The 12,566-nt window shown below is 42.2% G+C and carries 6 protein-coding genes and 3 pseudogenes; 5 read left to right on the top strand and 4 right to left on the bottom strand.

The window, feature by feature from the left end; all coding sequences use genetic code 11:
- Positions 1-365: 365 nt before the first annotated feature.
- The 3 genes and pseudogenes from nrdD to gapA all read right to left on the bottom strand — a co-directional run bounded on the left by nrdD (position 366) and on the right by gapA (position 5,924).
- Complete coding sequence (nrdD, locus tag C3Z13_RS07100; RefSeq protein WP_103855463.1) at positions 366-2,477, bottom strand: anaerobic ribonucleoside-triphosphate reductase; 2,112 nt, start codon at positions 2,475-2,477, stop codon at positions 366-368.
- A gap of 316 nt (positions 2,478-2,793) precedes the next feature.
- Positions 2,794-4,589 (bottom strand): annotated as a pseudogene (locus C3Z13_RS07095) (AMP-dependent synthetase/ligase).
- 276 nt (positions 4,590-4,865) lie between these two features.
- On the bottom strand, positions 4,866-5,924 hold the full coding sequence (gene gapA, locus C3Z13_RS07090) for a glyceraldehyde-3-phosphate dehydrogenase (protein ID WP_245872582.1): 1,059 nt from the start codon (positions 5,922-5,924) through the stop codon (positions 4,866-4,868).
- A 282-nt stretch (positions 5,925-6,206) separates the two neighbouring features.
- Between gapA and gmk the strand changes: the two genes are divergently transcribed.
- The 5 genes and pseudogenes from gmk to murI all read left to right on the top strand — a co-directional run bounded on the left by gmk (position 6,207) and on the right by murI (position 12,314).
- Positions 6,207-6,833 carry a guanylate kinase gene (gene gmk, locus C3Z13_RS07085; protein WP_103855461.1) on the top strand — a complete coding sequence of 209 codons (627 nt, stop codon included), beginning with the start codon at positions 6,207-6,209 and terminating at the stop codon, positions 6,831-6,833.
- A gap of 66 nt (positions 6,834-6,899) precedes the next feature.
- Positions 6,900-7,166, top strand: a complete 267-nt coding sequence (gene rpoZ / locus C3Z13_RS07080; RefSeq protein WP_103855460.1) for a DNA-directed RNA polymerase subunit omega — start codon at positions 6,900-6,902, stop codon at positions 7,164-7,166.
- An 81-nt stretch (positions 7,167-7,247) separates the two neighbouring features.
- A pseudogene (spoT, locus tag C3Z13_RS07075) lies at positions 7,248-9,372 on the top strand (bifunctional GTP diphosphokinase/guanosine-3',5'-bis pyrophosphate 3'-pyrophosphohydrolase).
- Positions 9,372-11,451: pseudogene (recG, locus tag C3Z13_RS07070) on the top strand (ATP-dependent DNA helicase RecG). Before spoT ends, recG begins: the two co-directional pseudogenes overlap by 1 nt.
- Before the next feature lie 68 nt (positions 11,452-11,519).
- Positions 11,520-12,314, top strand: a complete 795-nt coding sequence (gene murI / locus C3Z13_RS07065; protein ID WP_245872583.1) for a glutamate racemase — start codon at positions 11,520-11,522, stop codon at positions 12,312-12,314.
- Positions 12,315-12,370: 56 nt separating this feature from the next.
- On the opposite strand, the gene C3Z13_RS11920 is transcribed toward murI, so the two are convergent.
- Positions 12,371-12,566, bottom strand: a 196-nt coding sequence (locus tag C3Z13_RS11920) for a hypothetical protein (protein ID WP_219827898.1), incomplete at its 5' end; no start/stop codon positions are given.

The raw sequence follows: 12,566 nt of genomic DNA, 5'->3' as shown, positions 1-12,566 counted from the left end.
TAAAATCTGGGGGTTGAATACAGTATCTCCCCACTTATTTCAGAAGGGCTTTAAAATCCCCCCTCTATGATCTGGAAAAAATAATGAATTAATCTCCCGTGTAAATTGCCTTCATTTTTAACAAATTTTTAGAAAAGTAACGCCTGAACGCAGTGCAGCGAGTATGGACTTACTTTTCGTTAAGAAAATTTGTTAAAAATGAAGATAAGCAATTTAGTCGGGTGCCTTTTTCTTTGCCTACTTTCTTTTGAGCAAGCAAAAGAAAGTAGGTCGCTCAACGAGCTAAACTCGTTCTTAATTACAAAGAAAAAAGCGATTTGACGATAAAACAAAATTTAACCCCAAAATAAAACGCCATTCCCCACCTACAAATGCTTCACGCGTCTTTTCACCTCTTCCTGCTTCCCTGCATTAAACGGTCTGGCGTCTGGGCTGCCTAGGTAGCCGCAGACTCGGCGGGTGACGGAAACTTTTTCGCTGTCGTGGTTGCCGCACTTAGGACAGGTGAAGCCTTTGCTGGTGCAGTGAAATTCGCCGGTGAAACCGCATTCATAACATTCATCAATCGGTGTGTTGGTGCCGTAGTAAGGCACGCGGTCGTAGCTGTAATCCCACACATCTTCTAAGGCTTTGAGATTGTGCTGAATATTAGGGTATTCGCCGTAGCAAATAAATCCGCCGTTCGCCAATGGTGGGTAAGGCATTTCAAAATCCAGTTTGTCGTAAGGATTGACCTTTTTCTCCACATCTAAATGATAGCTGTTAGTGTAGTAGCCTTTGTCGGTTACGCCAGTTATCACGCCAAATTGTTTGGTGTCTAAACGACAGAAGCGGTCGCATAAATTTTCGCTTGGGGTGGAATAAAGGCTAAACGCGTAGCCAGTTTCTTGTCGCCATTGTTTGGTGGTTTGGGCTAAATACTCCACAATCGCAATGCCTTTTTGTCGCAATTGTTCATCATCATAAATATGATGTTGCGGATAAAGCGCATTAATGGTTTCGTGAATGCCAATATAGCCAAGGGAAATGGAAGCACGGCCATTTTTGAAGATCTCTGCCACGTTGTCATCAGCTTTCAATCGCACGCCACACGCCCCCTCCATATATAAAATAGGGGCAACTCGTGCTTTGGTATTTTCAAGGCGAGCAATGCGCGTCATTAAGGCTTTTTTCGCGATAGCAAGGCGTTCATCAAGTAAGGCATAAAAACGCTGCTCATCGCCTTTGGCTTCAAGTGCGATACGCGGTAAATTCAGGCTAACTACGCCAAGGTTATTGCGTCCATCGTGCTGTAATTCACCGTCTTGTTCATACGCGCCTAAAAAACTGCGGCAACCCATTGGTGCTTTGAAAGAGCCAGTTACTTTGACCACTTGTTCATAATTGAGAATATCGGGATACATTCGTTTAGAAGCACATTCCAACGCCAGTTGTTTGATGTCGTAATTAGGATCGCTAGCTTGTTGGTTTACGCCTTTTTTAATAGTAAAAACCAATTTCGGGAAGACGGGCGTTTTGTGATTTTTGCCTAAGCCACGAATGCGGTTGCGTAAAATGGCTTGCTGAATTAAACGCGCTTGCCAGCTCGTGCCTAAACCAAAACCAAAGGTAACAAAAGGGGTTTGCCCGTTGGACGTGTGAAGCGTATTCACTTCATATTCCAAGGATTGGAACGCGTCAAAACAATCCTTTTCAATCAACGCCTTGGCATAATTTTCAGGCTCAGGTACATTCCATTGCTGGGCGGTTTTTAAATGCTTTTCATAACTCAGTTGTACATAGGGTACAAGCACTTCATCAATGCGATTAATGGTTGTGCCGCCGTAAATATGGCTCGCGACTTGGGCAATAATCTGCGCGGTAACTGCCGTTGCCGTACCGATAGATTTCGGTGGTTCAATTTCTGCATTACCCATTTTAAAACCTTGGGTGAGCATTCCTTTAAGATCCACCAACATACAATTAAACATTGGGAAGAATGGCGCGTAGTCCAAATCGTGATAATGAATTTCCCCTTTTTCGTGGGCTTCCACCACATCACGCGGCAGAATGTAACGCTTGGCATAATGTTTCGCCACAATGCCTGCCAGTAAATCCCGCTGCGTTGGGATCACTTTCGCGTCTTTGTTGGCATTTTCATTGAGCAATTCCACGTTGCTTTGCTCAATCAGCCCTTCAATTTCACGCGTGAGCTGGCTACGTTTTTCCCGTGCTAAATCACGATCGTGGCGATACTCAATATAAGCTCGTGCGACTTGCGGATAATCGCTCGCCATTAACTGATTTTCAACCAGTAGCTGAATGTCGTGGATGTCAATTTCCTGCTGATACTTAGCAAAAATGCCATTGGCAACCTGTTGCCCCATTTTTTGCCAATAATCGTCCTGCTCAATGCCAACCGCCAATGCCGCTTTACGAATAGCATTGATGATGCGCTGAATATCAAATTGTGCGCGTGAACCATCGCGTTTAATCACAAAAACGAACTCATTGTAAAACCCCTATATCTTGTGTCTTTATAATTCTGAAAGCACTATATATAGATATTTTGCTAAATTCAACAGACAAAAATTAGGGTTTTGTAGCTTGTTTTTTGAACGAAATGGAGTGAATGAGTTGATTTTACTGGGCTATTTTTATCTTTGTTGATGAGAATTGTTCTCAATTAAATGTTTTGTTTTATTGATTTAGATCAAAGTTTATAAAAATAAAAGTGCGGTGGAAAATTCAGCAATTTTTGCGGTTAGGGAAAAAATTGATAATAAAAATGCGGTGAAAAATCACCGCACTTTATTACTTATACATTTTTTCAATTTGTGCTTTATAACGCTCTAAAATCACCTTGCGGCGTAGTTTTAAGGTCGGCGTAATTTCGTTCATTGCGGTAGTGAAAGCCTGTGGTAGCAGGGTGAATTTCTTCACTTGTTCAAAGCTCGCTAGCTCTTTCTGTAATTCATTTAAGCGTTTTTCAAAAAGCTGAATAATTTCGGAATGTTTGATTAACTCCATACGATCTTGATATTTGATATTGAGCTTTTTTGCATATTCTTCCAAGGAAGCAAAACAAGGCACGATCAAGGCGGAAACATATTTTTTCGCATCAGCGATCACGGCAATTTGCTCAATAAATTTATCTTTACCGATTTTGCCTTCAATGTGCTGTGGCGCAATATATTTGCCGTTTGAGGTTTTCATCAGCTCTTTGATGCGATCAGTGATGTAAAGATGGCCTTGTTCATCTAATTGACCTGCATCACCAGTTTTTAAGAAACCATCAGCAGTAAAAGCGGCAGCTGTTTCTTCTGGTTTTTTGTAATAACCACGCATTACCATTTCACCACGCACTAAGATTTCATCATTTTCGCCAATTTTCACTTCCGCACCCGGCATTAGCTTGCCGATAGAATTTGGCTCGAAATGATCATCTTCCCAGCACGAAACAGTGGCGGTGGTTTCCGTCATACCATAGCCTAGCTTAATGTTAATGCCAATGCTGTGGAAAAATAGCCCAATGGTAGGTTCTAATTTTGCTCCGCCACAGGGCATCATACGAATACGTCCACCGAGTAGGTTGCGTAATTTGCTCAGCACCAATTTATCCGCTAAGAAAAATTGCTGTTTAAGCCAAAATGGAATGGGTTGTTTTTGGCTTTTACGATCAAAATAACGATGTCCCACGCTCATTGCCCAGTTAAATAAGGCACGGCGAAGCTTTGGCGCTTGCTGCACTTTATCGTGGATCGCGGTGTAAATTTTCTCATAAAAACGTGGTACGGCGCACATTAATGTAGGACGGATTTCACTTAACGCTGCACGCACTTGATCGGTGTTTTCAAGATAACAGTTCACCGCGCCACGGTGTAGCACATAGGCCACCCACGCACGTTCAAAAATATGAGAGAACGGCAGGAAAGAAAGAGAAACGTCCTGTTCTGTAATCGGTTTCAATGCTTGATCGTGAGCTTTTAGCTGATGAGCAAGGTTGGCATAATCCAACATTACGCCTTTTGGCTCACCTGTAGTGCCAGAAGTATAAATCAGGGTAAATAGATCATTGAGTTGTTTTTCATCAAGACGCTGTTGTAATTCTGCGGAATTCGTGTGCGAGCCTGTTGCGATAAAGTCTGCCCAATGGCAAGCCAGTGGGTGATCGTGTAGTTGAATGCTGTCTTTCATCGCGACAATATGTTGTAACTGCGGGCAATCTGCAACGATTTGTAGCGCCTGATCATACTGTTCTTGATCGCCAACAAACAGAATTTTAATATCGGCATCATTAATGATAAATGCTGCTTGTTGTGCGGTGTTCGTGGCGTAAATAGGCACGGTAACAGCGCGAATTTGCAAAGTGGCAATATCAGCGACTGTCCAGCGCGGCATATTGTGTGCAAAAATACCAATTTTATCTTGTACATCAATATGATGAGCAAGCAACGCAAGAGAAAGGGCGTTTACTTGCTGTTGAAAGTCTGCCCAAGAAATATCGTGCCATTGTTGATTTTCAAAATAACGAAGTGCGGTGTTATTTTTAATGTTTTTGCCTGCTGTTGAAAGCGGCTAACAAAATGAAAATCAAGGGTATTTGTCATTCTTCTTTTCCTATTTAACAAATCGTTTTTAACAAATCGCTGAGTTTTAGCGTACAGCTGTAAGGCTAAATATAATCGTTAATGAAAGAAAAAGCGAGAAAAATCCGTTGAAAACTACGGATAACCAGTGATTTTGTGAGCAATATAACAGTTTTAGCGAGCGAACAGCTGTTCATTTTTATCTAGAAAAGACAGGATATTCTTAGCGAAAAGTAGGCAGGGAAATCAGAGATAATCAATTACAGCAATAAAAATGTGGCGAAAAAAAACCGCACTTTAAAAGTGCGTGCGGGCGGCTTGCTTAATTTTAAAGGGTTTTTTTTTAATTAGCCTTTGTATGTAGTTGTGAATGTGAGCTACTAAGTCTAATACTTTGTTTGAATAACCTGTTTCGTTGTCGTACCAAGATACTAATTTAACGAAAGTATCAGTTAATGCGATACCTGCTTCAGCATCGAATACAGAAGTTAATGCGCAGCCGTTGAAGTCTGTTGATACTACTGCATCTTCAGTGTAGCCTAAAACGCCTTTCAATTCGTTTTCAGAAGCACGTTTGATTTCTGCACAGATTTCAGCGTAAGTTGCTGGTTTTTCAAGGTTTACAGTTAAATCAACTACAGACACGTTTGGTGTAGGAACACGGAATGCCATACCAGTTAATTTACCATTTAATTCAGGAATTACTTTACCTACTGCTTTCGCTGCACCTGTTGAAGATGGAATGATGTTTTGAGAAGCACCACGACCGCCACGCCAGTCTTTCGCTGAAGGACCATCAACGGTTTTTTGCGTTGCAGTTGTTGCGTGAACAGTTGTCATTAAACCGTCTTTGATACCCCATTTGTCGTTAATTACTTTCGCTAATGGTGCTAAACAGTTTGTTGTACAAGATGCGTTTGAAACGATGTCTTGACCAGCATAAGTATCAAAGTTTACGCCGTTTACGAACATTGGCGTCGCATCTTTAGAAGGACCAGTTAAAACAACTTTTTTCGCGCCAGCTTCAATGTGTTTGCGAGCAGTTTCATCTGTTAAGAAGATACCTGTTGCTTCAACTGCGATATCAACACCGATTTCGTTCCATTTAAGGTTTGCAGGATCACGCTCAGAAGTTACACGGATTGTTTTACCGTTCACCACTAAATGACCGTCTTTCACTTCAACAGTGCCATCGAAACGACCGTGCGTTGAATCATATTTCAACATATAAGCCATATATTCAACGTCAATTAAGTCGTTGATACCTACAACTTCGATGTCATCACGTTGTTGTGCTGCACGGAATACGATACGACCGATACGGCCGAAACCATTGATACCAATTTTAATAGCCATAAGTTTTTCACCTATAATTTAAGTTAAACAAAAGGGTTACGGTGCATAGAAAGCATTCTATTTTCCGTTCGCGGTGGATTATAGCACGCTTTTTAGGTAGGGTGAAACTAACTCGCAAGAAAACCGTAAAACATTTGTGATCTACATCAAAACTTTGCGGATCAGCCAGTTAGCTTGTTTTTATTTTGTTAAAATTAAATGAAAAAATACCGCACTTCTAATGATTTTTTTCCGATTTATCGGCATAATGAACGAAATTTGATGAAAATGTAAGGATAAACAATGAGCCAAGGTAACCTTTATATTATTTCAGCCCCAAGTGGCGCGGGGAAATCGTCTTTAATCGCCGCCTTATTGGCGAAAGACAATGGGCGTGAAATGATGGTTTCTGTTTCCCATACCACGCGTGCGCCGCGCCCCGGTGAAGTGGACGGTGTGCATTATCATTTTGTCAGTAAAGACGAATTTGAACGTCTAATCGAACAAGATTTGTTCTTGGAATATGCCAAAGTGTTTGGCGGCAATTATTATGGTACGTCCTTGCCGACTATTGAAAAAAGTTTGGCGCAGGGCATTGATGTTTTTTTAGATATTGATTGGCAAGGGGCGCAACAAATTCGCGCTAAATTACCGCAGGTTAAAAGTATTTTTATTTTGCCCCCTTCGGTTGAAGAATTGGAACGCCGTTTAATTGGACGCGGGCAGGATAGCGCAGAAGTCATTGCTGATCGTATGGCAAAAGCCACCAGTGAAATGTCCCACTATGACGAATATGATTATGTGATTATTAATGATAATTTCGAGCAAGCCGTGGCGGATTTACAACACATTTTGCGTGCGGAATGTTTAACTAGAAGTTATCAACAAGCGCAAAATATCGCTTTAATTCATCAATTACTGGCAAAATAATTGACATTTTAGTATCATTAGATCCCTTTTATTTATTGAAGAATTTTAACTGATTGGAGTAAATTTATGGCTCGTGTAACAGTGCAAGATGCGGTAGAGCAAATTGGTAACCGTTTTGATTTAATTTTAACCGCAGCACGCCGTGCAAGAGAATTACAATTACATTTGCGTGAACCTTTAGTTCCAGAAGATAACGATAAACCAACGGTAATCGCCTTGCGTGAAATTGAAAAAGGCTTGATTAACAACGAAATTATGAATGCGCACGAGCGTCAAGATGCTTTAGAGCAAGAAGCAACAGAGCATCACGCAGTGTCTTTATTATCTTCATAAGCGATAAAAGTGCGGTTGTTTTTGTTGTTCCATTTTTTTATCATTGGCAATAATAAAATTTGAATAAAAGTTAGGTGTCCTTTGTACTTATTTGAACGTTTAGAGCATATTATCCGAGGCTATTTACCGCCTGAACAAATTGAATTAGTAAGACGTGCATACGTTATCGCACGAGATGCACACGAAGGACAATCTCGCTCCAGTGGCGAGCCGTACATTACTCACCCTGTTGCGGTGGCATCAATTATTGCAGAAATGCGTTTAGATCATGAAGCCGTGATGGGCGCATTGTTGCACGATGTGATTGAAGACACCCCTTACACCGAAGAACAACTCAAAGAAGAATTTGGCGCGAGTGTTGCTGAAATTGTGGAAGGCGTATCTAAATTAGATAAGCTCAAATTCCGTACCCGCCAAGAAGCCCAAGTGGAAAATTTCCGCAAAATGATTTTGGCGATGACCAAAGACATTCGCGTTGTTCTGATCAAACTGGCTGACCGCACCCACAATATGCGTACCCTTGGCGCATTACGCCCTGACAAAAGGCGTAGAATTGCGAAAGAAACCTTGGAAATTTACGCCCCACTTGCCCATCGTTTAGGGATCGAACATATCAAAAATGAACTGGAAGATCTCGGCTTTGAAGCAATGCACCCACAGCGTTATGCCGTCTTACAAAAAGTCATTCAAATTGCACGCGGTAACCGCAAAGATATGATCGAACGGATTTCTGATGAAATCAAAGGGCGTTTAGCAGATGTGGGCATTGAAGCGCGCGTATTTGGGCGAGAAAAACATCTTTATGCCATTTATCAAAAAATGCGCTTAAAAGATCAGCAATTTCATTCCATTATGGATATTTATGCGTTCCGTGCAGTGGTGAAAGATGTGGACACTTGCTACCGAGTGCTAGGGCAAATGCACGGTTTGTATAAGCCACGTCCGGGGCGAGTGAAAGATTATATCGCCGTGCCGAAAGCAAATGGCTATCAATCCCTGCATACTTCGATGATCGGCCCACACGGCGTTCCGGTGGAAGTGCAAATTCGCACGGAAGAAATGGATCAAACCGCGGAAATGGGCGTGGCGGCGCATTGGGCGTATAAACAAGGTGGTAAGAATGATAGCACCACCGCACAAATTCGCGCGCAGCGCTGGTTGCAAAGTCTGATTGAGTTGCAGCAAAGTGCGGGTAATTCTTTTGAATTTATTGAAAGTGTCAAATCAGAATTTTTCCCGAAAGAGATTTATGTGTTTACCCCGAAAGGGCGTATTGTGGAATTGCCAGTGGGTGCCACCCCAGTAGATTTCGCTTATGCGGTGCATTCTGGCATTGGCAATGCCTGTATCGCAGCCAATGTGGATCGCAAACCTTATCCCCTTTCACAGCCACTGCAATCAGGGCAAACTATTGAAATTATTACCGCACCGACAGCACAACCTGATGTGGGCTGGCTGAATTTTGTGGTAACCGCAAAAGCCCGTTCTAATATTCGCCACGCCTTTGAAAAATCTGCGTTCAGATACGGCGATCGTTCTTGGCAAACGCCAACTTACTAATGCGTTGTTACCACATAAATTAGAACAAATCCCTGAGCAACGTATTGATGAATTATTAAGCGATCTAAAACTTAATCGTTTTGAAGATTTATTGGCGGAAATCGGTTTAGGTAACCAAATGAGTGCGGTGATTGCCTATCGTTTATTAGGTGAAAGCATTGAAATTGATACAGACGGCGATCTTAGCAACAATAAAAATATTTTTGCCATTAATGGCAATGAAAGCCTGCTTACCACCTTTGCGCAATGTTGCCACCCAATTCCGGGTGATCCAATTGTGGCATACGCAAGCCCAGGGAAAGGCCTAGTGGTGCATCACGAGGCTTGTGCAAATTTGCGTAATCGAAAAGAAAATCCTGAACATTTCACCCCAGTTACTTGGGAGAAAAGCGATAACAAAGTGGAATTTGAAACCGAATTACGCATTGAAATGATTAATCAGCAAGGGGCGCTGCCGAATTTAACCTCTAATATTTCCGCGATGGATAGCAATATTCACAGCATTTGGACGGAAGAACAAGACGGCCGTTTATATCAAATCGTGGTGTTGCTCACGGCAAAAGATACCCATCATTTAAGTCAAATTATGCGTAAAATCAAAACCTTACCAGGTTTTGTCAGCATTGAACGTAATATAAATCGCTAATGGCTACGGAAATTCTTGGTGCAGTTCCGCTGACTACACTTTCTGGTGTAGGCGCAGCAGTTTCGGCAAAATTGAGCCGAATTGGCATTAATAATCTGCAAGATTTGCTTTTTCATCTGCCTAGCCGTTATGAAGACCGCACAAGAATTACGCCCATAATCGATCTTCGCCCTGAACAATATGCCACAATTAGCGCCACGGTTCAGCTTTGCGAAGTGCAATTTGGACGCCGCCCAATTTTAACTGTAGTAGTGTCGGACGGCACATCAAAATTACCTACGTTTTTTCAATTTCAATGCCGCAATGCGAAACAGCTTTCAAGTGGGAACGAAAGTGAAAGCCTTTGGCGAGATCAAACGAGGTCGCTTTATGGCAGAAATTCATCACCCTGAATATCAAATTATTCGTGATGATGCCCCTTTGGTAATGGCTGAAACCCTGACGCCAATTTATCCTACCACAGAAGGCTTAAAACAAAATTCTTTACGCAAATTAACGGATCAAGCGCTGGCTTTGCTTGATAAAATTCAGTTGCCCGAAATTTTGCCTGATGAATTTAATCCTTATCCATACAGTTTGAAAGAGGCGATCCGATTTTTGCACTGCCCACCGCCTGATGTTTCTTTAGAAATGTTGGAAAAAGGGCAACACCCCGCACAAGTGCGGTTAATTTTTGAAGAATTATTAGCGCATAATTTAGCAATGCAAAAAGTGCGGTCAAATATTCAGCAGTTTTTTGCTCTGCCCTTGCAATATCAAACGGATCTCAAATCTCGCTTTTTACAGCGTTTGCCCTTCAGCCCCACTAATGCACAATGCCGCGTGGTGCAGAATATTGAGCAGGATTTGCAAAATACCTACCCAATGATGCGATTGGTGCAAGGCGATGTTGGCTCAGGAAAAACCCTTGTTGCTGCGTTGGCAGCCTTGGTGGCGATCGATAATCAAAAGCAAGTGGCACTTATGGCGCCGACAGAAATTTTGGCGGAACAGCATTTTGCCAATTTCCAAGCGTGGTTTGAACCGCTTGGTATCAAGGTAGGTTGGCTGGCTGGCAAAGTGAAAGGCAAGGCACGCCAAGCGGTACTTGAACAAATGAAAGCGGGTGAGGTGCAAATGATTGTTGGCACGCACGCCCTATTTCAGCAAGATGTGGAATTTCACGATTTAGCCTTAGTGATCATTGATGAACAACATCGCTTTGGCGTTCATCAGCGGCTAATGTTGCGGGAAAAAGGCGAAAAATCAGGCAATTACCCTCATCAATTAATTATGACCGCCACCCCTATTCCGCGTACCTTAGCAATGACGGTGTATGCGGATTTAGATACATCAGTTATTGATGAATTACCTCCAGGGCGAACGCCGATTACCACTGTTGCAATTTCAGAAGAGCGCCGTGCAGAAATTGTCGCACGCGTATATCAGGCTTGCGTGAATGAAAAACGGCAAGCCTATTGGGTTTGTACGCTCATTGATGAAAGTGAAGTGCTGGAAGCACAAGCAGCGGAAGCCATTTGGGAAGATTTAACCAAAGCGCTGCCAAATTTACGCATCGGTTTAGTTCACGGGCGAATGAAACCCACTGAAAAACAAGAGATTATGGCAAGTTTCAAAGCAGCCGAGTTAGATGTATTGGTGGCAACCACCGTGATTGAAGTGGGTGTAGATGTGCCTAATGCCAGCTTGATGATTATTGAAAATGCCGAACGCCTTGGGCTATCTCAACTTCACCAGTTGCGTGGTCGAGTTGGGCGCGGAAGTACGGCATCTTTCTGTGTTTTAATGTATAAGCCTCCGCTTGGTAAGGTGTCGAAAAAACGCTTGCAAGTATTGCGTGAAAGCCAAGACGGCTTCTATATTTCGGAAAAAGATCTGGAAATTCGTGGGCCGGGGGAAGTGTTAGGCACAAAACAAACGGGCGTGGCCGAATTTAAAGTGGCGAATTTAATGCGTGATCGTAAAATGATCCCGACTGTACAACATTATGCCAGAGAAATGATCGTGAAATATCCCCAACTTTCTGAAGCTTTAATTCAGCGTTGGCTTGATGAGAAAACCATTTATTCCAATGCGTAACACGAGCCTTTTGCTTGAGATATAGCGAGCGAAGGTATAAGATCGACGCAACATCAATTTGATTTTCAATAATTAATGACAAATTCACCAACCATTCTTTTTTTGACTCGGGCATCGGCGGTTTAAGTGTCTATCGCGAAGTGAAAACGCTGCTACCAAATTGCCACTATCTTTATTGCCTCGATAACGCATTTTTTCCTTATTCTGAAAAAGAAGAGCAAGCCATCATTGAACGTTGTGTCGCGATCTGTAAAAAAATTGAACAGGATTACCCGCTGGATCTCATCGTTATCGCTTGCAACACCGCAAGCACGGTCGTGTTGCCCTCATTGCGTGATGCTTTTACCTGCCCGATTGTGGGAACAGTTCCTGCCATTAAACCCGCCGCACAAAAAACCGAAAGCGGTGTCATCGGGTTGCTTGCCACGAAAGGCACGGTGAAACGCCCTTATGTGGACAAGTTAATTCAAGATTATGCGAGTGAATGCCGAGTAAGCAAACTGGGCAGTACCGAATTAGTCAAAATGGCAGAGGAAAAATTGCAAGGTAAGCCGGTTGATCCCATTCGGCTTTTGTTAGAAATCAAAGATTGGCGAGAAGATCTGGCATTGGATACGGTTATTTTGGGGTGTACCCATTTCCCTTTCCTGAAATCAGAGCTAATGGCAAGTTTGCCCCAAGTGAAATATTTTCTTGATCCGAGTAAAGCGATAGCAAAGCGAGTTAAAGATCTTTTGGGCGAAGTAACAGGGCAAAGCACAAAACCGAATAAGGTTTATTGCACGCAAGAACAACATTTGCTACTTAATGTGTTTGAACAATTTGAGTTTATTGAATTAAAAACCTTATCAATGGAAAAATAAAGAAACAAAGTGCGGTACAAAAAGCCCCCCAAATTTAGACCGCACTTTACATTTCTTCAGCAAAAATTGGATGATAAACCCTCAAGGCGTTGAGAGAATAACCAAACAACAAAAAAATTAAAAATTTTTGCAAAAAAGGGGTTAGCATCGATTTCAAAAATCCCTATAATACGCTGCACACAACGACGCGACGTTGTAAACAAGTTGAAAATACACCTCGCGTCGTTGTTTTTTTGCTCTTTAACAACAATC

Source organism: Avibacterium endocarditidis (assembly GCF_002921145.1).
In the GTDB taxonomy this organism is placed as follows: domain Bacteria; phylum Pseudomonadota; class Gammaproteobacteria; order Enterobacterales; family Pasteurellaceae; genus Avibacterium; species Avibacterium endocarditidis.
The sequence above is the reverse complement of the archived record's forward strand: the minus strand, read 5'-3'. Positions and strand labels throughout refer to the sequence as shown.

What these genes read in the sequence shown, in the direction of transcription:
- gapA (WP_245872582.1), bottom strand. Translation starts at nt 5,924, where the DNA reads ATGGCTATTAAAATTGGTATCAATGGTTTCGGCCGTATCGGTCGTATC.
- gmk (WP_103855461.1), top strand. Translation starts at nt 6,207, where the DNA reads ATGAGCCAAGGTAACCTTTATATTATTTCAGCCCCAAGTGGCGCGGGG.
- rpoZ (WP_103855460.1), top strand. Translation starts at nt 6,900, where the DNA reads ATGGCTCGTGTAACAGTGCAAGATGCGGTAGAGCAAATTGGTAACCGT.